23 protein-coding genes are annotated in these 23,341 nt (G+C 65.6%); 5 read left to right on the forward strand and 18 right to left on the reverse strand.

Annotated features, from left to right (window positions below; genetic code table 11):
• Window positions 1-750, forward strand: coding sequence for an SDR family NAD(P)-dependent oxidoreductase (locus tag ACP15H_RS10660; RefSeq protein ID WP_425066158.1), 750 nt, complete (start codon window positions 1-3; stop codon window positions 748-750).
• A gap of 58 nt (window positions 751-808) precedes the next feature.
• Here the strand turns inward: ACP15H_RS10660 and ACP15H_RS10665 are convergent, their stop codons facing one another.
• The 6 genes from ACP15H_RS10665 to ACP15H_RS10690 all read right to left on the reverse strand — a co-directional run bounded on the left by ACP15H_RS10665 (window position 809) and on the right by ACP15H_RS10690 (window position 8,070).
• Window positions 809-3,088 (reverse strand): xanthine dehydrogenase family protein molybdopterin-binding subunit, encoded by a 2,280-nt coding sequence (locus tag ACP15H_RS10665; RefSeq protein WP_425066159.1) that lies wholly within the window; start codon window positions 3,086-3,088, stop codon window positions 809-811.
• Window positions 3,085-3,561 carry a (2Fe-2S)-binding protein gene (locus tag ACP15H_RS10670; protein ID WP_425066160.1) on the reverse strand — a complete coding sequence of 159 codons (477 nt, stop codon included), beginning with the start codon at window positions 3,559-3,561 and terminating at the stop codon, window positions 3,085-3,087. Before ACP15H_RS10670 ends, ACP15H_RS10665 begins: the two co-directional genes overlap by 4 nt.
• A gap of 4 nt (window positions 3,562-3,565) precedes the next feature.
• Window positions 3,566-4,426, reverse strand: a complete 861-nt coding sequence (locus tag ACP15H_RS10675) for an FAD binding domain-containing protein (RefSeq protein WP_425069886.1) — start codon at window positions 4,424-4,426, stop codon at window positions 3,566-3,568.
• Between the two features lie 231 nt (window positions 4,427-4,657).
• Window positions 4,658-6,094 (reverse strand): ribosome biogenesis GTPase Der, encoded by a 1,437-nt coding sequence (gene der, locus ACP15H_RS10680; RefSeq protein WP_425066161.1) that lies wholly within the window; start codon window positions 6,092-6,094, stop codon window positions 4,658-4,660.
• On the reverse strand, window positions 6,081-7,400 hold the full coding sequence (locus ACP15H_RS10685) for a PQQ-binding-like beta-propeller repeat protein (protein ID WP_425066162.1): 1,320 nt from the start codon (window positions 7,398-7,400) through the stop codon (window positions 6,081-6,083). The genes der and ACP15H_RS10685 overlap by 14 nt, the downstream gene beginning before the upstream one ends.
• 22 nt (window positions 7,401-7,422) lie before the next feature.
• Window positions 7,423-8,070, reverse strand: coding sequence for a tetratricopeptide repeat protein (locus tag ACP15H_RS10690; RefSeq protein WP_425066163.1), 648 nt, complete (start codon window positions 8,068-8,070; stop codon window positions 7,423-7,425).
• Between the two features lie 162 nt (window positions 8,071-8,232).
• Between ACP15H_RS10690 and ACP15H_RS10695 the strand changes: the two genes are divergently transcribed.
• Window positions 8,233-8,565: a DUF2794 domain-containing protein gene (locus tag ACP15H_RS10695; protein ID WP_425066164.1), complete on the forward strand. Its 333-nt coding sequence runs from the start codon at window positions 8,233-8,235 to the stop codon at window positions 8,563-8,565.
• Window positions 8,566-8,567: 2 nt separating this feature from the next.
• Here ACP15H_RS10695 and ACP15H_RS10700 read toward each other — a convergent pair whose 3' ends face one another.
• Entirely contained in the window at window positions 8,568-8,789 is a 222-nt protein-coding gene (locus ACP15H_RS10700; RefSeq protein WP_425066165.1) for a hypothetical protein, read from the reverse strand.
• A gap of 380 nt (window positions 8,790-9,169) precedes the next feature.
• On the reverse strand, window positions 9,170-9,511 hold the full coding sequence (locus tag ACP15H_RS10705; RefSeq protein WP_425066166.1) for an ArsC family reductase: 342 nt from the start codon (window positions 9,509-9,511) through the stop codon (window positions 9,170-9,172).
• Between the two features lie 291 nt (window positions 9,512-9,802).
• Between ACP15H_RS10705 and ACP15H_RS10710 the strand changes: the two genes are divergently transcribed.
• The gene (locus tag ACP15H_RS10710; protein WP_425066167.1) at window positions 9,803-10,183 is read left to right on the forward strand and encodes a hypothetical protein; all 381 of its coding nucleotides are present in this window, start codon (window positions 9,803-9,805) and stop codon (window positions 10,181-10,183) included.
• Here the strand turns inward: ACP15H_RS10710 and ACP15H_RS10715 are convergent, their stop codons facing one another.
• From ACP15H_RS10715 to cysG, 4 genes are read right to left on the reverse strand one after another with little or no spacing between them, the layout of a single operon-like run.
• Window positions 10,184-10,627: a DUF934 domain-containing protein gene (locus ACP15H_RS10715; RefSeq protein WP_425066168.1), complete on the reverse strand. Its 444-nt coding sequence runs from the start codon at window positions 10,625-10,627 to the stop codon at window positions 10,184-10,186.
• Complete coding sequence (locus ACP15H_RS10720) at window positions 10,614-12,287, reverse strand: nitrite/sulfite reductase (RefSeq protein ID WP_425066169.1); 1,674 nt, start codon at window positions 12,285-12,287, stop codon at window positions 10,614-10,616. The genes ACP15H_RS10715 and ACP15H_RS10720 overlap by 14 nt, the downstream gene beginning before the upstream one ends.
• Window positions 12,280-12,594 (reverse strand): DUF2849 domain-containing protein, encoded by a 315-nt coding sequence (locus ACP15H_RS10725; RefSeq protein ID WP_425066170.1) that lies wholly within the window; start codon window positions 12,592-12,594, stop codon window positions 12,280-12,282. The genes ACP15H_RS10720 and ACP15H_RS10725 overlap by 8 nt, the downstream gene beginning before the upstream one ends.
• Window positions 12,594-13,943 (reverse strand): siroheme synthase CysG, encoded by a 1,350-nt coding sequence (gene cysG / locus ACP15H_RS10730; protein WP_425066171.1) that lies wholly within the window; start codon window positions 13,941-13,943, stop codon window positions 12,594-12,596. Before cysG ends, ACP15H_RS10725 begins: the two co-directional genes overlap by 1 nt.
• Window positions 13,944-14,261: 318 nt before the next feature.
• On the opposite strand from cysG, the gene ACP15H_RS10735 reads away from it, so the two are divergent.
• The gene (locus tag ACP15H_RS10735; RefSeq protein ID WP_425066172.1) at window positions 14,262-14,714 is read left to right on the forward strand and encodes an Hsp20 family protein; all 453 of its coding nucleotides are present in this window, start codon (window positions 14,262-14,264) and stop codon (window positions 14,712-14,714) included.
• Between the two features lie 60 nt (window positions 14,715-14,774).
• Here the strand turns inward: ACP15H_RS10735 and ACP15H_RS10740 are convergent, their stop codons facing one another.
• The gene (locus ACP15H_RS10740) at window positions 14,775-15,173 is read right to left on the reverse strand and encodes a RidA family protein (protein ID WP_425066173.1); all 399 of its coding nucleotides are present in this window, start codon (window positions 15,171-15,173) and stop codon (window positions 14,775-14,777) included.
• 74 nt (window positions 15,174-15,247) lie between these two features.
• Window positions 15,248-16,180, reverse strand: a complete 933-nt coding sequence (locus ACP15H_RS10745; RefSeq protein ID WP_425066174.1) for a fumarylacetoacetate hydrolase family protein — start codon at window positions 16,178-16,180, stop codon at window positions 15,248-15,250.
• Window positions 16,181-16,440: 260 nt separating this feature from the next.
• Here ACP15H_RS10745 and ACP15H_RS10750 point away from each other — a divergent pair, with 260 nt between their 5' ends.
• Window positions 16,441-17,535, forward strand: coding sequence for a glycosyltransferase family 2 protein (locus ACP15H_RS10750; protein ID WP_425066175.1), 1,095 nt, complete (start codon window positions 16,441-16,443; stop codon window positions 17,533-17,535).
• 33 nt (window positions 17,536-17,568) lie between these two features.
• Here the strand turns inward: ACP15H_RS10750 and ACP15H_RS10755 are convergent, their stop codons facing one another.
• The 4 genes from ACP15H_RS10755 to ACP15H_RS10770 all read right to left on the reverse strand — a co-directional run bounded on the left by ACP15H_RS10755 (window position 17,569) and on the right by ACP15H_RS10770 (window position 23,337).
• Window positions 17,569-18,801, reverse strand: coding sequence for an LLM class flavin-dependent oxidoreductase (locus ACP15H_RS10755; protein ID WP_425066176.1), 1,233 nt, complete (start codon window positions 18,799-18,801; stop codon window positions 17,569-17,571).
• A 367-nt stretch (window positions 18,802-19,168) separates the two neighbouring features.
• Entirely contained in the window at window positions 19,169-20,119 is a 951-nt protein-coding gene (locus ACP15H_RS10760) for an OmpA family protein (RefSeq protein WP_425066177.1), read from the reverse strand.
• 147 nt (window positions 20,120-20,266) lie between these two features.
• Window positions 20,267-21,808, reverse strand: coding sequence for a glycosyltransferase family 2 protein (locus ACP15H_RS10765; protein WP_425066178.1), 1,542 nt, complete (start codon window positions 21,806-21,808; stop codon window positions 20,267-20,269).
• Window positions 21,805-23,337 carry a hypothetical protein gene (locus tag ACP15H_RS10770; protein ID WP_425066179.1) on the reverse strand — a complete coding sequence of 511 codons (1,533 nt, stop codon included), beginning with the start codon at window positions 23,335-23,337 and terminating at the stop codon, window positions 21,805-21,807. Before ACP15H_RS10770 ends, ACP15H_RS10765 begins: the two co-directional genes overlap by 4 nt.
• Window positions 23,338-23,341: the final 4 nt, after the last annotated feature.

Below are 23,341 nucleotides of genomic sequence, written 5' to 3' on the forward strand. Positions count from 1 at the left end.
ATGACCGAAGCCGCCGTCGGCCGCCTCGCCGGGCGTGTTGCGCTGATCACCGGCGCCTCGCGCGGTCTCGGGGCCGCGGCCGCCCTCGCCTATGCCGCCGAGGGCGCGCACTGCGTCCTCGTCGCCCGGACCGTGGGCGGCCTCGAAGAGGTCGACGACCGCATCAAGGCGATCGGTGGCTCGGCCACTTTGGTACCGCTCGATATTACGGACGGACCCGGGATCGACCGGCTGGGCCAGGCGCTGTTCGATCGCTTCGGTCGCCTCGACGTGCTTCTGGGCAATGCGGCCATCCTGGGCACGCTCTCGCCGATGGGCCATTTCGAGCCCAAGGTGTTCGAGCAGGTGATGGCGGTGAACGTGACCGCCAACTGGCGCCTGATCCGCTCGATGGACCCGCTGCTGCGCCGCTCCGACGCCGGCCGGGCCATCTTCGTGACCTCGGGAGCCTCGCGTAGGATCATTCCCTACTGGGGAGCCTATGCCACGAGCAAGGCCGCGCTCGACATGATGGTCGGGATCTACGCGGCCGAGGTCGCGCATACCCAGGTGAAGGCCAATCTGTTCAATCCGGGGCCGATGCGCACGTTCATGCGCCGCGAGGCCTTTCCCGGCGAGGACGAGGCGCAGCAAATCCCACCGGAGGCGCATGGCGAATCGCTGATCCAGCTCGCGATGCCTTCCTGCACGATGAACGGCGAATGGGTCGCCGGCGACGTGGCCCTCGAGCAGCGCCCGAGCCTGAGCTGAGGGGCGCCGCCCGCGGCGTCTTCGAAGAGGTGACGGCGCGGGGCCGTCACCGCCTCTCTTATTCCGCTGCCAGGTCCATCGCGGCCAGCACCTTGGGCGGCGACATCGGGAGGCTGTAGAACCGCCGGCCGAGCGCGTCGTAGATCGCGTTCGAGACCGCTGCGAGCGGCGGCACCAGCGGCACTTCGCCGACACCGCGCACGCCCTGCGGATGCTTCGGGTTCGGGATCTCGAGGATCACCGAGTCGAGCATCGGCAAGTCCGAGCTCACCGGCATGCGGTAATCCAGGAAGCTGGGATTATCGAGCTTGCCGTCCTTGTTGAAGATGTACTCCTCGCTGAGCGCCCAGCCGATACCCTGGGCGGCACCGCCCTGGATCTGGCCCTCGACATAGCTGGGATGAATGGCCCGGCCGACATCCTGGAAGGCCGTGTAGCGCAGCACGCGCACGATGCCGAGGTCGGGATCGACCTCGACGTCGCAAAGATGCGTGGCGAAGCCGCCTTCGGCGCCCGTCGTGTTGAGCTGCTGGCCGGCGCCGATGGGCCCGCCGGTGGCGCTGGCCTGGGCCGCGATCTGGCCGAGACTCAGCGGCTCGAACTTGCCGGCATTGTCGCCGGCCGGCCGGGCCTCGCCATTCTCCCAGACGACGGCGTCGGGATCGATCTTCCAGATCTTGGCGGCGCGCTCGCGCAGCTGGGTGATCACCCGCTCAGTCGACTGGGTCACGACCATGGCCGAGGCGTAGGTCACGCGGCTGCCGCCGGTCAGGTTGCTGAAGCCGATGACGCTGGTGTCGCCGATCAGCACCGAGACCTTCTTGTAGTCGATGCCCAGGATCTCGGCGGTGATGTTGGCCGTCGAGGCGCGCGAGCCGCCGATGTCGGGATGGCCGGTGATCACCACCACCGTGCCGTCCTCGTTGATGTTGACCTGGGCGCTGGATTCGCCGCCGGCGTTGAACCAGAAGCCCGAAGCCACGCCGCGGCCATACAGCATACCCTTCTTCGCCTTGGGAAGCGGCGTCGTGTAGTGCGCGTGCTTCCTCGCCTCCTCGATCGTCTCGACGAAGCCGATGCGCGGATAGACCGGCCCGTGCGCGGCCTTGGTGCCCTGCTTCGCCGCGTTCTTCAGTCGGAACTCCAGCGGATCCATCTTCAGCGCCTCGGCCATCTCGTCCATGACGCACTCGACGCCATAGGCGCCGATCGGCGCGCCGGGCGCGCGATAGGCGGCAACCTTGGAGCGGTTGGACACCACATCGTAGCCGAACGAGTGCACGTTCGGGATGTCATAGGGCGCGAAGGCGCAGCCCGCTGCACCGCGGATGGGCGAACCCGGGAGCGCGCCGGCCTGCAGGCAGAAGGTGCCTTGTGCCGCCACCAGCTTGCCGTCCTTGGTCGCGCCGAGCTTGACCGTGCTGTAGGAGCCCGAGGTGGGGCCCGAGGCATGGAACACCTCGGCCCGGCTCATGGTCATCTTCACCGGACGGCCGGACTTCTTGGCCAGGATCAGGGCCAGCGGCTCGAGGTAGATGATCGTCTTGCCGCCGAAGCCGCCGCCGATCTCGGCGGGAATGGCGCGGATTTCGTTCTGCGGCAGCCCCGTCAGGTAGGCGCACATGGCGCGGACCATGAACTGGCCCTGGCTGGAGCTCCAGATCGTGGCCTTGCCGTCGGAGACGCTGACCAGGCAGGCATGCGGCTCGATATAGCCCTGATGTACCGGCTGGGTGCGGAAGCTGCGCTCGATGACGATGTCGGCCTTGGCAAAGCCTTCGCCGATGTCGCCGAGCTTGTGCTCCAGCGTGCCGGCGATGTTGGACGGCTTGTCCTTGAACTTGATGAAGTCGTGCAGGATCGGCGCATCGGGCTTCATCGCCTCCTCGACGTCGATCACGAACGGCAGGACCTCGTACTCGACCTCGATCAGCTTGCAGGCTTCCGCCGCGATCTTCTCGGTGGTCGCCGCGACCGCCGCCACCGGATGTCCGGCGAACAGCGCCTTCTCCCGCGCCATGACGTTACGGCACATCCAGCGCATGTCCTGGATGCCCAGCATCACCGACTTCTCGATCGGGAAGTTCACGATATCCTTGGCCGTCATCACGGCCTTCACGCCGGGATGGGCTTCCGCCTTGCTGGTGTCGATCGACTTGATGCGCGCGTGCGGATGCGGACTGCGCAAGACCTTGCCCCAGATCATGCCGGGCATGGTGGTGTCGGCGGCATAGGCCGCGCGACCCGTCACCTTGTCGGCGCCGTCGGGCCGGATCGTGCGCTTGCCGATCCACTTGTTGTCGTTGGCAGTGTCGGTGGTGCTCCCAGTCGTGCTCATCGTGCGGCCCTCATGTCGGCGGCGGTATCCATCACGGCGCGGATGATCTTGTCGTAGCCCGTGCACCTGCACAGGTTGCCGGCCAGCCAGAAGCGGACTTCATGCTCGGTCGGATCGGGGTTCTTCTCGAGCAGGGCCTTGGCGGCCATCAGGACGCCCGGCGTGCAGATGCCGCACTGGAGTGCGGCCGATTCGAGGAACTTCTGCTGCAGCGGGTGCAGCTCTTCGCCGGCCATGCCTTCGATGGTGCCGATCTTCTGGCCCTCGGCCTCGGCCGCCAGCATCAGGCAGGAGCAGACGATGCGCCCGTTCAGGGTGATCGTGCAGGCGCCACAGTCGCCGGTGCCGCAGCCTTCCTTGGCGCCGGTGAGCCCGAGCGGTCCGCGCAGCACATCCAGCATGCTCTGGTCGGCGTCGCAGAGGAATTCCTGTGGCTCGCCGTTGATGGTGGTGGTGACGTGAAGCTTTGCCATGGTCCTAGTTTCCTCCCGCGCGTTCGGCGGCAATCAGTGCGGTGCGCTTCAGCAGGACGCCGGCCACCTTGGTGCGATAGGCGATGGTGCCGCGCTTGTCGTCGATGGGACGGCAGGCGGCGCTGCAGGCAGCAGCGGCCTTCGCCAGCGCCGCCTCGTCGAGCTTGGAACCGATGAGCGCCTTCGCCGCTTCCTCGACCAGCAGCACCGTCGGTGCGACGGCGCCGAGGCCGACGCGCGCGGCGGTGCAGGTTCCCTTGTCCATCGTCAGGCTGACGCCGCAGCCCACGACGGCAATGTCCATCTCGGTGCGCGGGATCATGCGCAGATAGGCGTCGCTCGAGCCCTTCGGCCGCGGCGGCAAAGTGAAGGAAACGACGATCTCGCCCGGCTCGAGGTTGAGCCGGCCCGGACCCTTCGGCACCTTTTCGACGGCGAGCTCGCGACGACCGTTCGGCCCGTGGATGGTGACGATCGCGCCGGCCGCGACCATGGCCGGAACGCTGTCGCCGGCCGGCGAGCCGTTGCACAAATTGCCGCCGGGTGTCGCACGCCCCTGGACCTGAGTGGAGCCGATCAGGTTGGTGGCCTCGACCACGCCCGGCCAGACCTTGCCGACCTTGGGATGTTCGCGCAGAACCGCGCCCGAGACGGCGGCGCCGATCCGGAAGCCGCCCTCCTTCGTATCCTCGATGGTGGTCAGCTCGCCGATCTTCTTGATGTCGACGATCGTGCCCGGCGCGACGACGCCGTTGCGCATCTGGACCAGGAGGTCGGTGCCGCCTGCCAGGATCCGGCCGGCGCCGGCCGCCGCGGCGAACGCCCGTACCGCTTCATCGAGCGTTCTAGGCGCTACGTACTGAATATCCATGGTTCTGCCCTTTCATCCCGTCGGCGGCCGCGGCGCAGCTCGTTATTTCGACTTTGTTGGAATGAAGCCTAGGGCAGCAGGTCGGTACGGGGCAAGGCGCCTCTCCACCATCGGCCGCGATGCGGCCGGTGGTATTGGCTTTCCTGTAGTCGCTCTTTCTTCAACGCTCCCGGACATTGCCGGAGGCAATGTCCTGACGCTGCCCCGGCTGAGCTGCGCTCAGCCCTAGCGCTGCTGCTTGCGACGGCCTTCGAAGGGGTTCTTCGGCTTGCGCATGCTGAGCCGGATCGGCACGCCCGGCATGTCGAAATCGTCGCGCAGGCGGTTCGTCAGGAAGCGCAGATAGTCGTTGCCCAGCTCCTGCGGCTGGCTGACCGACAGGATGAAGGTCGGCGGCCGGCGCTTGATCTGGGTCATGAAGCGCAGGCGGATGCGGCGCCCGTTGCTGGCGAGCGGCGGCGGATGCAGCGTCTCCATCTCGCGCAGCCAGCGATTGAGCTTGGGTGTCGTAACCCGCTTGTTCCAAATCTCGTACGTTTCGAAGACCTTGGGCAGAAGGCGCTCTACGCCACGTCCGGTGAGCGCCGAGAACCCGACGATAGCCACGTCCTTCACCTGCGAGAACGACATCTCCAGCCGGTCGCGCAACTTGCGCCACTGCTTCGACGACTGCGACTGGTCGTCTGCCAACAGGTCGGTCTTGTTGACCGCGATCACCAGCGCGCGCCCCTCCTCGATCACCCAGCCGGCGATGTTGAGGTCCTGCTTCTCGGCCATGTCGGCGGCGTCCAGCACGACCACGACCACATCGGCGAGCCGGATCGTGTCGAGCGAATCGGCCACCGAGGCGGCCTCCAGCTTGGCGTCGATGCGGCTGCGGCGGCGCATGCCGGCCGTGTCGACCAGGCGCACGGGACGGCCCCGCCATTCCCATTCGACCCGGATCGAGTCGCGTGTAATTCCAGCTTCGGGCCCGGTCAGGACCCGCTCCTCGCCGACCAGCCGGTTAAGAAGCGTCGACTTGCCCACGTTCGGCCGGCCGACGATGGCCAGCAGCAGCGGTCGCCCCTCCGGCACGTCGTCGAGGTCAGGATCGATCGCGTCGGCCTCGCCGGATTCGTCTTCTTCCGGCATCGGTTCGATGTACCGGCTCAGCGCCTCGTGCAGGTCGCTCAGCCCCTCGCCATGCTCCGCCGACACCGGGATCGGCTCGCCCAGGCCCAGCCCGTGCGCCTCGGCAAGCCCCTGCGCGCCGGCACGGCCTTCGCACTTGTTGGCAACCAGGATCACCTTGGCCGATCGCTTGCGCAGCCAGCTGGCGAAACTCTGGTCGAGCGGCAGGATTCCGGAGCGGGCATCGATCAGGAACAGGACGACGTCCGACCCGTCGATCGCCCGCTCTGTGAAGCGCCGCATGCGTGCCTCGAGGGCTTCGCCGCCCGCGGTTTCCCACCCTGCCGTATCGAGCAGCATGAAGGCGAGATCGCCGAGCTGCGCCGGCTGCTCGCGCACGTCGCGGGTCACGCCGGGCGTGTCGTCGACGATGGCGCGCCGACGGCCAGCCAGACGGTTGAAGAGCGTCGACTTGCCGACGTTGGGGCGACCGACAATGGCGACCCGACGCAGCCCCTGGGATTGTGAGCGTTCTTCAGCGGAGGGCAATGAGTCGCCCGGAATCTGTGAGGACATAAATGGTCTGGTTGGCAATCACGGGTCCGAGGCGCACGCGGTCGCGCACGTCGATCTTGCCCATGATCTCTCCGGTATAAGGCGAGACGACCACGAGGTCGCCCCGCGAACTGGTCAAGAGAAGGCGGTCGCCCGCGAGCACCGGCCCACCCCAGAGGACCGGCACTTGTTTCTTGCTGTCCTCGTACTGTGTGAGCGGCGTGACCCAGCGGATCTTGCCAGTGTCACGGACCATCGCCACCACGTCGGCGTTGCCGGTGACGATGAAGAGGAAGCGGCCCGCCGGCCAAGGTGTCTGGCTGCCGCCGATGTTGCGGTCCCACTGGCGCTGGCCGGACCGCAGGTCGATGCCCGCGATCTGACCGGCCGAGCCCATGGCGATCACCAGACCGCGGTCGATCACGGGACGGCCGCGAATGTCGGCGAGATTGCCGAAGGCGCGCACGTCGGCGCGCGCACCGATCAGCGTTTCGTTCCAGATGGGCCGGCCGTTGTCGATGCGCAGCGCGGCAAGCTCGCCCGAGGTGAACGGCGCCACGATCGTGTCGCCGGAGCCTGCCGGGCTGTTGCCGCCGACGTAGCCCGACGTCTCCTGCAGACCGGCGAACTGCCAGAGGTCGGAGCCATCGGCCGCCGCCAGCGTGTGCAGCCTGTTGTCGATGGCGATGACGAAGACCCTGTCCGCGAAGACCAGCGGAGCCCCGCGGACCGGCGCGCTGACGGTCGAATGCCAGTCCTCCTTGCCGGTAGCGGGATCGAGCGAAAAGACCGTCGCGAAGCCGGTGGTCACGAACAGCCGCCCGCCGTAATAGGCCAGCCCGCCGCCGAACTCATCGGAGTCCCGTGCCTTCTCCGGCTCCAGCGTGACGCGCCACAGCAGTGCGCCGGTATCGGCGTTGAAGGCGGACACCGTGCTCTGCGCGTCCTTGGCGAACACCTTGCCCTCGGCGACGACCGGCGGCGTGGTCAGGATGCGAGTGGAGCTGCTGCCAGTTCCGACATCGGCCGTCCAGACGATCTGCGGAGACGCGCCGATGGCCAGATTGTGCATGGCATTGTTGGCGAAGCCGCCGGACTGCGGCCAGGATTCGTTCACCGTCGGCGGCGGCAGAACCACCGGAATGTTCGCAGCGTCGCTGTCCGGTTCGAGGTCCTTTCGGTCGCCCAGTACCGAGATGCGCTCGCCGGGGAGCGCCGTCTTCTTCTTTTCGAGGATATCGCAACCGGAAAGGGAGACCACCAGGAGGACGGCGGCGAGAAGGAATCGGGGGTCGAACACGCGGATTACGCTCAACATCGGACTATTTCGCCTCCGCGCCGCCGTAGAGATTTAACATCGCCGAAACACGCTGGGATGCGCCCTGCGGCACGGCTGGATCCTTGGCGATCTCGTTCCACAGTTCCTTCGCACGCTTGGTATCGCCCTTGCGAACGGCGAGCATGGCCTGCAACTCGCGAGCGCTCAGCCGGAACGGACGATCGGGGCCGGCGAGCGGCTCGAGCCGGGCCACCATCTCTTCGGCCTTGGGGGTGTCGATGCTCTTGAAGGCGGCGATGACGAGAGCAAGGTCGCTGAGCTCGCTCGCCGACAGGCTGGGCGCCACGGTCGCGAGCGCCGTCACCTGCTCCTCCAGAGTTGCCCGGAGCTGCGCCGCCGTGAGGGCCGCCAGAGACCGGTAGGGTTGAACGGCATTCGCTGCCTGCTTTTCCAGCTCGGTGCGGGCTGCCGCCGGATCCGTCGCAATCTGGGCCAGCGCCGCCGAATAAGTGGCACTGGCGGCGGCGCGCTGCGCCTGATCATACTGCCGCCAGCCCACGAAGGCCGTTACGGCGACCACCAGCCCGACGGCGACCACCACGATCAGCGTCCCGTAGCGACTCCACCACTCCTTCATCTCGTCCTTGCGGACGGCCTCGTCTATTTCGTGGAACGCGGCGGACTCGGACACGGAGTGCTCCCGGAATATCGCGGAATATCAACAGCTTCAGCGGCGGTTCATACCCCCCCACCCCGTCTTTGGCAAACAAGCGAATGGGGTTGCAACGTGCTTTACCCCCATCGGCGGTTCTGCAAGAATTCATACAACTGACATGTTCGAAATCGCGACGGCATGAGCAACCTGTACCGTTTGGCCGATCAGCGGGCCCGGCGCCGAATCGTCTCGTTCGACAAACGTGAATTGTCGCGACTTCTCGGTTTGTACAGCATGCGTGTGGCATCCGGAGAGTGGCGCGACTATGCCATCGACTTCCGGCCCGGCATGGCGATCTTCTCGATCTTTCGCCACACGGCAGAGCAACCTCTGTACGCCATCGCCAAAGTCCCGGGCGGCGGCGGCGGCAGTTACATGGTCTACAATGGTCCGCGCAAGCTCGCGCACGGAGAAACGCTCGAAGACGTGCTGAGCGTCTTCGAGCGCAAACTCAAGCTTCTGCTGGGCTGACGCTATTTCTTTGGCGTGGTGGCCGCGCCGATGCCGGCGCCGACCGCCGTTCCGACCAGGACCGGGGCAACCAGCGGCCAACCCGCGATGGCGCCCACCGCAAGGCCGGTGCCCGCACCGATGCCGCCACCGGTCACGGCGCGTTCACCCCAGGTATCTCCGCAGGCGGAAAGCGACAGGGCAAGAGGAAGGGCAACAAGTGCGACAGAGAGGGTTTTCATCATCAGACCTCGAAAAGTGAGGACACGGCCGTTTCGGCCACTCAAAAATCAAATAGATAGCCTGTTAAAGGCCTTATGGCGTGATCTTCCCTCATTTCCCGAAATGCGTCAAATCAATCATGTAACTTGTTGAAATAACTTAATTTTATAACCATCTACCGCGCCTCGGACATTCGGCGGGTGAGCGTCGACGAGGATGCCCAGCTCGGTCACCTGGCCGCGGATCTTGCCGCGATCAATGCCGAAGCGATCTGGCTCTAGAACGATTTCGGGCCCTATGAGAGCCCTGGCTCGCCAATGGCGGTCAGCGGCCGCAACGGACCGCGCGGCGACGGCAATGTTTGAGGCGGGGCAATTGGCGTCGTGCTTGCGGCGCTTCCCGTCTAGGCAAGCGTCTCGTACTGATCCGGTTTGAAGCCGACCAGCAGCTTGCCGCCGGCCTCGAGCACCGGTCGCTTGATCATCGACGGCTGTGCGATCATCAGCGCGATCGCCTTCCTTTCGGTCAGCCCCTCCTTGTCCTCGGCGGGCAGCTTGCGGAAGGTCGTGCCGGCACGGTTCAGCAGCGTCTCCCAGCCGACCTGGCGGGCCCAGCCTTCGAGACGGCCGCGCTCGATTCCCGCCATCTTGTAGTCATGGAAATCGTAGGCGATGCCCTTCCCGTCCAGCCAGGCGCGCGCCTTCTTCATCGTGTCGCAGTTCTTGATGCCGTAGATCGTGGTCATGGCCCACAATTCCCAAGTCACGGCGGGACGTCCAGCCCCTTGTGCGCGGCGGCGATCAGCAGCGTCTCATCAGGCATGGGGCGCTGGTCCTCCCTGAAGGCGCCTTCTCGTGATCAGCGTCGTTCGCGGATGTCCGCCCGGTTCGATGATGCGATCCATTTCGGCGTCGGTCCACATCATCCGGTGGGATACCGGCCAGTGTGACTCCGGCTATTGCAGTAAGCTTATCGTGGGTTGCAAACACCGCCAAACGCCTCGACGTCCAGCGCGGAGTTTGCTTAAAGTCCGGCCATGCCCATCGAGTACACGATCGATCACGACAAGCGCCTCGTCCAAGCCCGGGTGGTGGGGGTCATCGCTCTCAAGGACATCGAGGCTTTTACCGACGCGGTCGTCGCGCAGAACGCCCTCACCTATCGCAAGCTGTTCGATGGCAGCCGGGGCGACGGGACCTACGACGATCACGATGTGATGATGCTCGCCGCACGGGCCGCAGCCTATGCAACCCTCGCGAAGCGGGGGCCTCTCGCGCTGGTACCCCGGCCCACCCATGGGGCAGAGCTCGCCAAGCGCTACGTCAATCTTGGCAAGTTCACCGGTCAGGCGCAGATTTTCGCCACGGCCGAAGAAGGCCTGAAGTGGCTGGAAGCCCAACCGGAAGGTGAGCCTTGATCAGGACGCCGCAGCGTTGCCGTGCTCGAGCCGGCGAAGCGCAGCCGGGACCTGATCGTCCTCGGCGGGCTGGTACACAACGCTGAACAGGGTGCGCGCCTTGGCCAGGGCTTCGCCGAAGCCCTTCTGCTCGCTTTCGAAGGAATCGAAGCCGCAGCGCAGCATGAACGCGATCTGGTCCTGCAGCACGCCGCCCGTCGCCCTCAGTTCACCGCGATAGCCCATCCGCCCGCGCAGCAACCGGGCTTGGCTGTAGGCACGGCCGTCACTGAACTTCGGAAAGTCGAGGATGATCAGGCGCAGGCGACCGAGATGCGGCGCGAGGTCCTCCACGGGATCGGTGTTCGCGAGGGACACGGCCGGCCATTCGGGCCGCGCCAGCCACTCGGCGAAGGGCAGAGCAACGTAGGACGCGGGCAGACCCGCTTCGCTATAGAGCGCCATAGACATTCTCCTTGAAGGGCTGCGCGCCGATGCGCCGGTAGGTGTCGACGAAGCGTTCGCCCGGCTGGCGGGCATCGAGATAGGTCGCCACGATCGAGTCTACGGTCTCGACGACCTTGTCCGCCGCCACGGCAGGTCCAAGGATTGCGCCGATCGCGGTCCTGCCGAAATCGACGTCGCCACCGAGGCTGATCTGGTAGAGTTCGACGCCGTTCTTGTCGACGCCGAGAATGCCGATATGGCCGACATGGTGATGGCCGCAGGCGTTGATGCACCCCGAGATCTTGATCTTCAGGTCACCGATATCGTGCTGACGCGCGAGGTTCGCGAAATGATTGGAGATCCGCTGCGCCACGGGGATGGAACGCGCATTGGCCAGCGCGCAGTAGTCGAGACCCGGGCAGGCAATGATGTCGGTGATCTTGCCGACATTGGCTTCCGCGAAGCCCAGCACCGCCAGTTCCCGGTAGACCCGCGGCAGGTCCTCCACCGCGACATGGGGGAAGATCAGGTTCTGCTCGTGGCTGACCCGCAACTCGGCCTGGCTGTACGCCTCGGCGATGTCTGCGACCCCCTCCATCTGAGCCGCGCTGGCGTCGCCCGGCGGTGAGCCCGCGGGCTTCAGCGAGGCGGTCACGATGGCGTAGCCCGGGACGCGATGCGGCGCGACGTTGGACTTCAGCCACAGCGCGAAGTCTGGATCCTCCAGCCGCTGGGCCTCAACGAGAGGCGACATGACAGGCTTCGGCGGGAGCACGGGCGGCGCGAACTGGCGGGTAATCGCCTCGATCGTGGCCGTGGGCAGCTTGAGGGCACCGTCGCGGTTCGCGGCATATTCTGCCTCGACCTCCTCGCGCATCTTCTCGACACCGACCTCGTGCACGAGGATCTTGATCCGGGCCTTGTAGAGATTGTCGCGGCGGCCATAGCGATTATAGACCCGCAGGGTCGATTCGAGATACGCGAGCAGCTCGTCCCTGGGAAGGAACTCCCGCAGCGTCTTGCCGATCATCGGCGTGCGCCCAAGGCCACCGCCCACGATCACCTCGAAGCCGACGTCGCCCTGCTCGTTTCGCCACAGACGCAAGCCGATGTCGTGCACGCGCACCGCCGCGCGGTCGTTCGGCGAGCCGGTGATGGCGATCTTGAACTTGCGCGGCAGGAAGGTGAACTCGGGATGGAGCGTCGACCATTGGCGCACGATCTCGGCCCAGATGCGCGGATCCTCGATCTCGTCGATCGCCGCGCCGGCATAGTGGTCGGCGGTCACGTTGCGGATGCAGTTGCCCGACGTCTGCATCGCATGCATGTCGACCTCGGCCAGAGCCGCCAGTGCGTCCGGCGCGTCCTCGAGCTTGATCCAGTTGAGCTGCAGGTTCTGGCGTGTCGTGAAGTGGCCGTAGCCGCGATCGTACTTGCGCGAGATGTCGGCTAGCTTGCGAAGCTGTCGCGACGACAGCGTGCCGTAGGGGATCGCGATCCGCAGCATGTAGGCGTGCAGCTGCAGGTAAAGGCCGTTGTGCAGGCGCAACGGCTTGAACTGCTCCTCGGTCAACTCACCCGCCAGCCGGCGCCGCACCTGATCGCGGAACTGGTTGACGCGCTCGGAGACCAGAGTCCGGTCGTAGTCGTCGTACTGGTAGAAATGAGTATCAGGCATAACGCACCGCATCGGCCGCGATGGCCTCGAAGGTGAGGCCCGAGGCACGGATCTTCTCGCGAAGCGATAGCGGCTCGATCGTAGCCTCGTCGTCCTCCGTCACTGCGACGAGGAACGGATCGATCACGCTGGAGGCCTCGGCGCGGGCGCGCTCTAGAAGGATTTCGGCGTTGCGCTTGTCGCGAGCGATGGCCGCGTGCTCGAGGCGATCGGTCCATTGGCCCGCCTCGTCGAGCCAGACAACCGTGCCGTCGACCAACCGGTTCGCCGAGGCGACCTGGAGGTCGCCACTCAGATTCTTGGCCATCAGGACACCTTTGCGAGCGGCAGGTCTTCGGACAGGGCGGCGTAGGCCGCGACATCGCCCACGATGATGAGACTGGGACCAGCCGCCATGCCCTGGGAGTGGGAAGCGGCGAGCCGCGCAAGGTCGCTCAGCCGGCCGGTCGAGACCCGTTGGCCCGGGCGCGTGCCGTTCTCCACGATCGCGACCGGCGTGGAGGGACCCGCGCCCGCGGCCATCAGGCGATCGCGCACGGTCGAAGCCTCGGAAGCGCCCATGTAGATCGCCAGCGTATGGCCATCACCGACGAGCGAGGCCCAGGCGGGCTGCTTGCCGTCCTTGGCCCCGTGTCCGCTGACGAAGGTCACGGCCGAAGCATGTCGGCGATGAGTGAGAGGAATACAGGCCGAGGCCGCGCAGCCCAGTGCCGCGGTGATACCGGGTACGACAGTCCAGGGCAGCCCTGCGGTCCGCAAGGCATCGACCTCCTCGCCGCCGCGACCGAAGACGAACGGGTCGCCGGCCTTCAGCCGAACCACCGTCTGGCCGGCGCGCACGCGACGTACCAGCTCCGCGTCGATATCGGCTTGCGCCCAACTCGGGCGCCCCTTGCGCTTGCCCACGGAAACGATTTCGGCGTCGCGCCTCGCGCGCGCCAGGACGGCCGGCGGCACGAGATCATCGTGCAGGATGGCGTCGGCCTCCTGGAGGAGCTGCGCCGCCTTCAGGGTCAGCAAGTCTGGATCGCCCGGCCCGGCGCCAACGATATGCGCAATGCCGGCCGGCGAGAGTTGCCGCCGCGCGGCGTCCAGTTCGCCGAGTGCAACCCGTCGGGCCCCGGCCTCGTCACCCGCCAGGGCAAGCCGTGCGGCCGGTCCCTCGACCAGTCGCCTCAAGAAAATGCGCCGGCCGGAGGGCGCGGTGATCAGCGCATTGATCTGGGCCCGGAATGTCGTAACGAGGCGTATCAGCGCGCCCAGCCGCTCCGGCAACGCCGCCTCGATCCGCCCCCGCAGCACAGTCGCCAGCGTGGGCGACGCGCCGCCGGTCGAGATCGCCACGACCACGCCCTCGCGATCGACAATGGCAGGCATGATGAAGTCGCAAAGCGCAGGCCGGTCCGCCACATTGACCGGCACCCCCGCGGTCTTCGCGACCCGGTGGACCGCAGCGTCTGCCGCCTCATCGTCGGTGGCGACGAAGACTGCTACCGCGCCCTGGAAATCCGCCGCCGTGACCGAACCGGCGTTGAGCCTGCGGACCTCGGCACCGGCGGAGCGGGCCAGGTTGGCGCGCAGATCCGCCTTGGCGCCATCGCCCACCACCGCGACCTGACGGCCGACCAAATCGAAAAAGAGCGGCAGGTGCCTCACGACACGCCCACGCGCAAAGCGATATTGAGGGCGAGCATGCCGGCGGCCTGGGAGATCGACAGGACCCACAAAGCAGCTTCGGAACGGGGGATGAACTTGGACATGCGCTTACCGCCTTTGATTTGGCGATATCTCGCACATTGGCCATGAGTTGAATTTCCGAAGGTTATTCCGAAGGGAGCATTTCCTGCTGTTCAAGGCCCTCCAAAGGAAATTTCTTTCGCCCTTGAAGCCGTCCCTTCCCTCCCCAAATCACCGTCGTTCGCCGCGCCCATCCGGGGCGGGAACGTCCAACATCGCTCAAGAGAGGATGATCAAATGCGTACTGTCGACTATTCACCGTTCTATCGTGCCACCGTCGGTTTCGACCGAGTTTTCGACCTGCTCGACTCGGTGGCCAATCAGTCCGGCGCCAACGGCTACCCCCCGTACAATATCGAGAAGGCCGGCGATAACGCCTACCGGATCGTGATGGCGGTCGCGGGCTTTGCCGAAGCCGAGCTGAACGTGACCCAGAAGGAGAACGAGCTTCTTGTCACCGGTCAGGCCGCGCCGACCGAGGGTCAGGAAGAGAAGCAGTATCTCTATCGTGGCATCGCCGGCCGCAACTTCGAGCGCCGCTTCCAGCTCGCCGACCATGTCAAGGTCACGGGCGCGAAGCTCGCCAACGGCCTGCTTACGATCGAGCTGCAGCGCGAGATCCCGGAGGAGAAGAAGCCCCGCGCGATCCCCGTCCAGGCGGGCAACGGCCAGGCGGCTCTCACCCACTAAGCAGGTAGCAGCCTGCTGTCTCGAAGGGGCGTCGCGGGAAACCGCGGCGCCCTTTCCTTGTCATCGAAGCGCCAGAAATACCGTAGAGGGTTCGACCTCGATAAGAAACGCGTCGTCGGCAAGCGACGGGACGCCGATCCATGTCGCGCACGGTGGATTGTCGCCAAACGTCGCCTTCAGAGCACGCGTGATAGCCTTACCCTCGTGCATGTGGCTCTGCTTGATATAGAGGCGCAATGCACCGACCTGATCGAGACTGGCGCCGACCGATGCCAATGCGGCCGCCAGATTCTCGAGGCTCTTCTCGAGCTGACGGCCGATATCGTCACGGCCGACGACATTCCGATCGGCGTCCCAGGCAACTTGCCCCGACACATGCACGGCCAGACCGACAGGAGTTCGCGTCAGCGTTACTTGGGCGAAGCCGTAGTCCCGGCTGTCGAAAAGTCCGGCCGGCACCTGAATTGATCGAGTCACCGCTTCCCTTTCGATAGCGATGGGCGCACCGCCGACACGGTGCGCCCCCGCACGAGTTACTGCTTTGCGTACTTGCCGGTCAGCTGGGGAGTGTGCGGCCCCTCGCCGCCCTTCTCCTTGTGCTGGAGACGGGTCGTGCGCGCCCACGTGCGCTTCAGCTCATCCTTCACGCTGAACTTCAGCGTGCCGATCTTCTCGACGGTCAGCTCGATCTTGTCCCCGTCCATGAAGGAGTGGAGGCCACGATGGTTGGTGCCGGTGGCGACGATGTCGCCTGGCTCGAGGGTGTGGATCGAGCTCACCCACTCGATGATGCGCGGGATGTGGTGCGCCATGTCGGAAGTGTTGAACTTCTGCATCACCGTGCCGTTGTTGGTCAGCGTGATGTCGAGGTTCTGCGGATCGGCGATCTCGTCGGCGGTGACGATGCAAGGGCCGATCGGGGCGAACGTGTCGCGCGACTTCATCTGGAAGAAGACGTTGCCCGGCGGCGGCAGGCCGCGGGCCGAACCGTCGATGAAGCAGGTGTAACCGAAGATGTGCTTGAAGGCGTCGGCCTGCGCGACGCGCGTGGCGCGCTTGCCGATGACCAGCGCCATCTCCGCCTCGCCCTCGAAGATCGTGGCCGGCGCGTCCGGCAGGACCATCGTGTCGCCGTCACCGATCACCGCGGTCGCCGCCTTGTGGAAGGCGTTGATGGCCGGCTTCTCCGGCAGCGTGCCGTCTTCCATGTAGTTCACGGCCATGCAGACGATGTTGCCCGGCTTTGGCACGGGAGGACGCAGCTTCACGCCGGACACAGGCACTCCCTTGCCCTCGGCGGCGGCCTTCTCGACCTTGGCCTTGTAGGCGTCCCAGCGTGCAATCAGCCCGATGATCAGGTCCCGCGAGTCGAGATGCGGAATGTCCTTCACGGAGTCGGTCACGTCGACGACCTGGTCGCCCTTGATGACGCCGAGCCGGTAGTCGTTGAAATAGCAAATCTTCACTTCGTCTCTCCCTCTTCCGACACTTTTCCTGCAACGTTGAATGCGACAGCCGTGTCGAGTTGATCGGCTCGTCCCTTTTAACCCGATTGTGGATGGTGTGCGCGAGTTGTCCTGCCCGCCGGTCCGGCACGGGCACCTGTACACAGCCGATGAAGTTTGCCGCCGGTCGAAATCTGGCGGCCAGCATGACACTGCAGCCGACCGCTCTCAATCCTGTTGGGATCATGCCGGTCGGGACAATATACTGACGGTGGATGCCAATGCCCTCCCCGACAGTCTCGATCGTCGTTCCGACCTTCAACGAATCGCAGAATCTTCTGCGGCTTGTGGACCAGCTCGATAAAGCGATGATCGGCATTCCGTGGGAAGTCGTCTTCGTCGACGACGACAGCCCTGACGGGACCTGGAAAGTGGCCAAGCAGCTCGCGCAGGACGATGCGCGTGTTCGCTGTATCCGCAGAGTGGGCCGGCGCGGCCTCGCGGGCGCCTGTATCGAGGGCGCCCTCAGTTCCGCCGCCGCCTACGTCGCGGTGATGGATGCCGATCTGCAGCACGACGAGACGGTGTTGCCCGCCATGGTGGCCATGCTGCAGAACGACCAGGCCGAGATCGTGATCGGAAGCCGCTTCGTTGGCGATGGCAGCACCGAGGGTGGCTACTCCGCCGGGCGCGCTTTCGCCAGCCGCGTTGCGACCCACCTCGCCAACTGCTTCATCGGCCGGCAGGTCTGCGATCCGATGAGCGGGTTCTTTGCCCTGAAACGCGAAGTCTTCGAGTCTGCTGCGCCGCGGCTCGTGCCGTCGGGCTTCAAGATCCTTCTGGATATCCTCGCCACCACCCGTAACCAGGTGCGCGTGGCCGAGGTCGCCTATCGCTTCCGATCGCGCCAGGAAGGCCGGTCGAAGTTCGACGCGCGCGCGATTCTCGACTTCCTCGGCCTCCTGCTGCACCGCGTGACGGGCGGGACCGTGCCGGTCCGCTTCGTGTTCTTCATGATCGTTGGTACCACCGGTATCGCCGTTCACCTTATCGCGCTGCGACTGGGCCTGCTCGCCGGCTGCGGCTTCGACACGGCACAGTCGATGGCAACCGTCGCCGCCATGACGTCGAACTTCCATGTGAACAACCTGCTTACCTACAGCGACATGAAGCTGCGGGGCACGGCGGCACTGGCCGGGCTCCTGAAGTTCTACGTCGTCTGCGGCGTGGGAGCGCTGGCCAACATCGGCGTGGCGTCGTGGCTGTTCGACTCGAACGAGAGCTGGTGGATCGCGGGCATCGCCGGAGTCGTCGTCGGCGCCACGTTCAACTACACGATGAGTTCGATCATCGTCTGGCGGCAGCAGCAGAACTGAGGCGGCGCCTTCCGGCGCCACCTCATCATGCCCTCAGCGGGCATTTTCCTTCTCGAAGTCCGGCACCGCCGCCGATGCGGCTGCAAAGCGCGGGGCCTTGGTGGCCTTGAGGGCTTCGGCGCCGCCGTCGGTCTGCATGATCTTCGCCATGATCGCCTGTTGCGCGCGTTCGAATACCCCGCGATTCTCGATCAGGAACTTCTGCGATTCGCGCAGCTTGGTCACGTAGCCGTTGATCTCGGGAATGACATAGCGTGCGACCATGTCCCAGCTGCGGCGCGTGTTCTCCGGGTTGGCCCAATCGTGGACGAAGCCCACGACCGTACCGAAGCCGCCGCTCTTCGCATAGACGTCCTTGATGACCTTCACCAGGTCGTCGGGCGTACCGATCGTAGCGGCGGAACCCGGCGTGAACGCCGTCTTGTCGACCGCATCGTCCGGATCGGTGAAGGGCGCCGCACCCGGGCGCTGCAAGGTGCCGACGATGTACTCGTTATGCCACCTCATCAGCCCGTGACGGGCCTCCTCACGCGCCTTCTCCCGCGTTTCCGCGACATGCCAGCTCAGCAGGACGCGCCAGTTCTTCCGGTCGACCGTCTGGCCGTGCTTCTTCGCGGCGTCCTCCGCGAATTTCCACTGCGTCGGCAGCGCCAACAGCCCCTCGTTGGACATCGAGCCGATCGAGATGATGCCGATACCGTGCTTGCCCGCCAGGGTCATGCCCGAGGGGCTGACCTGCGAGGCCACCACGAACGGCATGTCCTCCTGCAGCGGCAGGAGCTGCAGGGCCGCATCCTGCATCGTGTACCAGTCGGTCTTGTCGGTCACCCTCTCGCCCTTGAAAAGGCGGCGGATGATGCCAATGGCATGGTCCTGGCGGTCGCGCTGGAGCATCGGGTCGATGCCGAGCGTGTGCGCGTCGGACGCGAGCGCGCCGGGTCCGGAACCGAAGATCGCGCGGCCGCCGGTCATGTGATCGAGCTGCACCATGCGCTGGGCGACGTTGTAGGGGTGGTGGTAGGGCAGCGAGATCACGCCGGTGCCGAGTTTGATGCGCTTGCTACGCTCGCCGGCCGCCGCCAGGAACATCTCGGGCGAGGCAATCATCTCCCAGCCGCTGGAGTGATGTTCGCCGCACCAGAATTCGTCGTAGCCCAGCCCGTCGAGTTGCTCGACGAGATCGAGATCGCGCCGGAACTGCAGCATGGGATTCTCGCCGATCGGATGGTGCGGGGCGAGGAAGGCGCCGAATTTCAGCCGCTGCATGGTTTGGTCCCCGTTGACTTGTGATGTGTCGATATCCGGCGCCAATCATGCCGTGATCCTGCTCCCCTCAGGAAGGCCCTGAGACGACTGATTTCGGTGGGCGGACAGGTCCTGCGCGAACCAGCCTTTCGACTGTCTGCGAGGTAGTCCGCGATAATGCCCGCTAGCCAATCAACTGTGCGACGTGGCCTCCCGCCTTGAGTATCGACCGCCGCGCCTTGGCCGGTCACCTTGCACGCGCTGTGGATCTTGGTTGCGGGCGACTTGGGAGCGCCACCTCACCGTTGTCGCCGCTGCGCTTCGCGAGCTTTGAGCAAAGAAAAAGGCGGCCCATCGGGCCGCCCTTTCCTGTTTCGGGTCGTCCAGCTTACTGGATAACGATTTCGACGCGACGGTTCTGCGGCTCGCGGACGTTCGGGCCGGTCTGGACCAGCAGGCCCTGCTCGCCACGGCCAACCACCGCGATCGCGGTCGCCGGCACGCCTTCGCGAACCAGGGCGTCCTTGACGGCGTTCGCACGACGCAGCGACAGCGCCATGTTGTAGGCTGGCGCGCCCGACGTGTCGGTGTGACCGGTCGCCGTGATGCGGGCGTTACCCTTCGCCTTGTAGGCGCCGGCAGCCTGCTTGATCGTGGTCAGAGCCTGAGCCGACAGGTTCGCGCGATCCCAGTCGAAGAACACCATGAACGACGGCGGCGCAACGACCGGCGGCGGCGGCGGCGGAGCAGCCGGTGCCGCGGCGAACTTGTAGGTCACGCCTGCCAGCGCGAGGATATTGTTGTTCTGGAAGGTCACATTGCCGAACGGCGTGTTCACGCTCGGCGCCGTCGTGCCGACGTACCGGCCTTCGATCAGGAAGCGGAGTTGCTCAGTCACATTGTAGGCAACGCCCACCATGCCCTGATAGGCGAACTGCGTGCTGCCCAGCGAAGAATTGCTGTCGATAAACGCGACGCCAGCACCGGCGCCGATATACGGGGTGATCACCGAGGTCGGCATGAAATCGTACAGCACGTTCGCCATCACGTTGAGCTGGCCGACCTTGCCGTTGATCGCCGTGCCCGGGATGTTGGCCGACGTCGGGATCTGGCCGTAGCTGACCTCCAGTTCGACGCGCGGACCGACGAAGTCGTAACCGGCCTTGCCGCCTACGGCCCAGCCCGTCCAGGTCTGGATGTTGGAATTGGAACCGATGAACCAGGCGGCTCCGCCGCCAGCACCGATGTAGAAGCCCTCTTGAGCGTTGATGGCCTGGGCGCCCGCAACGTTCGGCAGCAACAAACCAAAGCCCAGAAGGGCCAAACCAGCTTTCTTCATCTATCTCCCCAACGTTTACGTCGAATGTAGAGGGCCGCTGAAAGTACGATATCACGAACACCGCCTTCGGTTGAGGGCACAGTATGGTTATCGCAGCTCGTCTGTCGCCAACTGTGGCACGCGCGCAACACTATGGGAGGTGGTTGCTCAGCTGATGCCGTTCATTTCCAACGCCCGACGAACACGTCCATTCCATCTGTAAAATGCGGCTCCCGCCATTCCCCCACCGAACTCCTGGATGCCGAGTTCCTTGAACATGGACGCCAGGACGGCCGTCGTCGTCGACCGTTCCAAGCGGGGTAGGTTGGGAACGGCGCCAAATCCCCTCGGCACCAGACGGTATTGCCCCGCATAGGGTGGCAGGTCGGGCACGAGTTCGACGTCGAGCACGTCCGCCGGTGGCGCGACGGGCGGCCCCAAACAGAGCCGCTTGTGCCGGGGATCGGCACGAATTCTCGCGATATCGAGCGCTCTCCTCACAGGTTCCAGCGGATCCCGTCGAATGAAGCGCCCCACCGAGGCGGCATAACCCGGATGGAGCGCCTCAAGGGTGGCCTGAGCGGCGGCGATGAGCTCGCCGCGCTTCTCGCCGAACGAGTTGCCACCGCGATGCCAGACGAAGATACCTGGCGCCGCGACGTGACGCCACCCGGCCGCCGTTGCCCGAAGACAGAAGTCGTTTTCCTCACCATAGCCACGACCAAAACGCTCCTGGTCAAAAGTGCCGATCTGATCGAGGCAGGTGCGGCTCACCGCCATGCAGAAGCCAATGGCGGTGGGAATTTCCACGACCGGGGCATCGATGGCGGCACACAGGCGGTCCCAATGCGCGGCATCGAGCACCGACACCGGGCGGTTTTCGCAAAGCGTCGCCGGGTAGCTCAGGATCGTCGCCGCGTTCGAAAGCGGCGTTGCCGTGGCCGTCCGCACGGTCCGCAGCGCCGCGAGCAACCGATCCAGCCAGTCACCGAAGACCCGAGTGTCCGAGTTCAACAGGACCACGTCTCGGTCGGGATGTAGGCTCATGCCGCGATTGACGGATCCGACGAAGCCGACATTGCGCTCGTTCACAAGCAAGGTAATCAGACCGGCCTCGGCCAACGTCGCCAGGTCAGCTCGCAGGAGCGGATCGGGCGAGGCATCGTCAACGACGACCAGGTCATAGGCCCCTCGGTTTGCCGCTTCGAGTACGCTTCCAATCGCGGCCAGCGCCAATGCCCGCCCACCGTAGACAGGCATGACGACGTCCACCGAAGCACGAGCACGGTCCGGAGGTCGTTGCTCCAGCAGATGCCGAAGCTCGGGAACCGGCGAATCAGGAGCTTCCGCGCCCCTTCCCTCGGTGCGGCCAAATCTCGACCAGTGGGCAAAGGGCTCGTATCCGGCCAGGACCGTATCGGGATTGGCTCGGCGATAGTCGTTCGGCGAAAAGCCAGGCCATGGAGACCAGCCGCGATCGGACCCCACCGCCAGATAGTGGAAGGCCGCGTCTTCCGGGGACGAGAACGGTCGCCCCGCAGAGCGCGCATAGTGCTCGACGTCGACGGTTCCGGGCGTGAGGCCATATTGCCGGCAGAGGCCCCGCTTCCAGCCCGGAAGTGCATGCCCTGTGGCCACCGCCAGCCCGCCGCGCCGGACCAGTCCGAACAGAAGGTCACTCGCGGTCCTCGGCGATCGCAGGCCGCTCATCGGCCCACCCACCGATCGCGCAGCTGGAGAAGCGCCGCGAGAAGCCCCGCCGGGTCCGTTGACAACGCCAGCGGCAGTACGTGGCCACGTCCAAGGCGGCGCAGACGTGCCGCTGGTGCCCCAATGTCGAACACGATCACCGGCAAGCCTCGCGCCAGGGCTGCGGTCAGCACGAATGACCATGTTTCCGGCCAGATCGCCGGAAGAAGCACCGCATGGGGTGCCGCTTCGATCAGAAGCCTGTCGAGATCGTCGGCGCGATAGGCGCCAGTGATGCTGACGCTTGCCGGCAACGGTTCCGAAGTCGGGCCGAGGACCGACAGCCGAAGAGGTGCGCCGGCCCGCTCCGACGCGTCGGCGAGGGCCTGCATGACGCGCAGGCCCTTCGATACGTTCAGTGCCCCCAGAGTGACGAGTCGCAGGGGCTCGTTCGCCTTGACGGCCGGCGCACTCTCGGGCGGGAGCCCGGCATCGCTCTCGGGTTCCCAGACGACGATCTGCTTCCGCAGGTAGCTCCGCATTCGCGTCGCAAGATCGTCGCTCGGCGCAACGATGCGGACCGCCCCGGCGAGAAACTCCAGGTGATCGCGGCGCCAGGTCAGCGGGTCGAACTCGGCCACCTCCGCGCCATGGTGAGTGACGCATCGAACGCATGTTTCGGGCGGTGCGACGTCGCAACAGACACCGGCTCCGGTGACCAGATCGATCCGCGGGCACAAGATGTAATAGTCGTGCAGGACGACCTCATAGGATATGCCCAGACGCCTACCGAGATCACGCAGCCATCCCATCGTCTCTGCCGGACGATCGACGAGATGATTCACGAGAAGCCTATTTACCCTGCGCCGCCGGGCAAACTCTACCAGTGCATCGAGATCGGATGAAAGATCGAACGTGTGATCGTCAATGACGGCCAGCGTTGGGGCTTCGAGGATCGTCCGCGCGCGGAGGACATTCTGGCCTCCTTTCTCGATATCCCGCTCATAGAGATCGAGGAAGTGGCTGCTGCCGCCGCCGCGTCCGTGATGAAACACCAGCACGGCCTCCGCTCCCTCTCGCCACGGCGAACGGTCCGAACGCGCCTCGACCTCGTTGCGGGGAGATCCACCACCGGGGGGCTTCTCCAGGTGGTGCAACAGCGGATCCAATCCCGGTGGCCGCTCCAGGTAGCGGCGCCGGTAAAAGACAGGATCGAAGGCTGGAGCGGGAGCGCGCCGCGTCCGCCACCCCAGGAGGGCATAGTGGAGCAAGGGAGCACGGGCAGCACGCCGACGCTGCGCCTCGTCAGCAAACTGGCGCAGATAGAAATCACGGTCGAAACCGCACTCGAGCAGGGCGAGCCGCCGCGCCATGACATGGAGGAGCGTTGGCCGGATCGTGGCACCAGCCAAGCGCCCGAGAATCACGTGCTCGACCAGCGGTACGAGGAGTTCGGAATGGATGGTTTCGAGCGCGGAATCGATCCAGCGCCGAAGCCGCCCGCCGCGCCATCGCGGCGGCTCGTACCTGGAGGGCCGACGGACACGCATCGCG

The sequence above is a fragment of the Reyranella sp. genome (assembly GCF_965249915.1).
Classification (GTDB): domain Bacteria; phylum Pseudomonadota; class Alphaproteobacteria; order Reyranellales; family Reyranellaceae; genus Reyranella.

Excerpts from the sequence above, each read along its gene's own strand:
- ACP15H_RS10710 (WP_425066167.1), top strand. The coding sequence starts at position 9,803 with ATGCCCATCGAGTACACGATCGATCACGACAAGCGCCTCGTCCAAGCC.
- ACP15H_RS10760 (WP_425066177.1), bottom strand. The coding sequence starts at position 20,119 with ATGAAGAAAGCTGGTTTGGCCCTTCTGGGCTTTGGTTTGTTGCTGCCG.
- ACP15H_RS10715 (WP_425066168.1), bottom strand. The coding sequence starts at position 10,627 with ATGGCGCTCTATAGCGAAGCGGGTCTGCCCGCGTCCTACGTTGCTCTG.
- ACP15H_RS10720 (WP_425066169.1), bottom strand. The coding sequence starts at position 12,287 with ATGCCTGATACTCATTTCTACCAGTACGACGACTACGACCGGACTCTG.
- ACP15H_RS10725 (WP_425066170.1), bottom strand. The coding sequence starts at position 12,594 with ATGGCCAAGAATCTGAGTGGCGACCTCCAGGTCGCCTCGGCGAACCGG.
- ACP15H_RS10660 (WP_425066158.1), top strand. The coding sequence starts at position 1 with ATGACCGAAGCCGCCGTCGGCCGCCTCGCCGGGCGTGTTGCGCTGATC.
- ACP15H_RS10670 (WP_425066160.1), bottom strand. The coding sequence starts at position 3,561 with ATGGCAAAGCTTCACGTCACCACCACCATCAACGGCGAGCCACAGGAA.
- ACP15H_RS10705 (WP_425066166.1), bottom strand. The coding sequence starts at position 9,511 with ATGACCACGATCTACGGCATCAAGAACTGCGACACGATGAAGAAGGCG.
- ACP15H_RS10735 (WP_425066172.1), top strand. The coding sequence starts at position 14,262 with ATGCGTACTGTCGACTATTCACCGTTCTATCGTGCCACCGTCGGTTTC.
- ACP15H_RS10700 (WP_425066165.1), bottom strand. The coding sequence starts at position 8,789 with ATGATGAAAACCCTCTCTGTCGCACTTGTTGCCCTTCCTCTTGCCCTG.
- ACP15H_RS10695 (WP_425066164.1), top strand. The coding sequence starts at position 8,233 with ATGAGCAACCTGTACCGTTTGGCCGATCAGCGGGCCCGGCGCCGAATC.
- ACP15H_RS10755 (WP_425066176.1), bottom strand. The coding sequence starts at position 18,801 with ATGCAGCGGCTGAAATTCGGCGCCTTCCTCGCCCCGCACCATCCGATC.
- ACP15H_RS10665 (WP_425066159.1), bottom strand. The coding sequence starts at position 3,088 with ATGAGCACGACTGGGAGCACCACCGACACTGCCAACGACAACAAGTGG.
- ACP15H_RS10770 (WP_425066179.1), bottom strand. The coding sequence starts at position 23,337 with ATGCGTGTCCGTCGGCCCTCCAGGTACGAGCCGCCGCGATGGCGCGGC.
- ACP15H_RS10750 (WP_425066175.1), top strand. The coding sequence starts at position 16,441 with ATGCCCTCCCCGACAGTCTCGATCGTCGTTCCGACCTTCAACGAATCG.
- ACP15H_RS10765 (WP_425066178.1), bottom strand. The coding sequence starts at position 21,808 with ATGAGCGGCCTGCGATCGCCGAGGACCGCGAGTGACCTTCTGTTCGGA.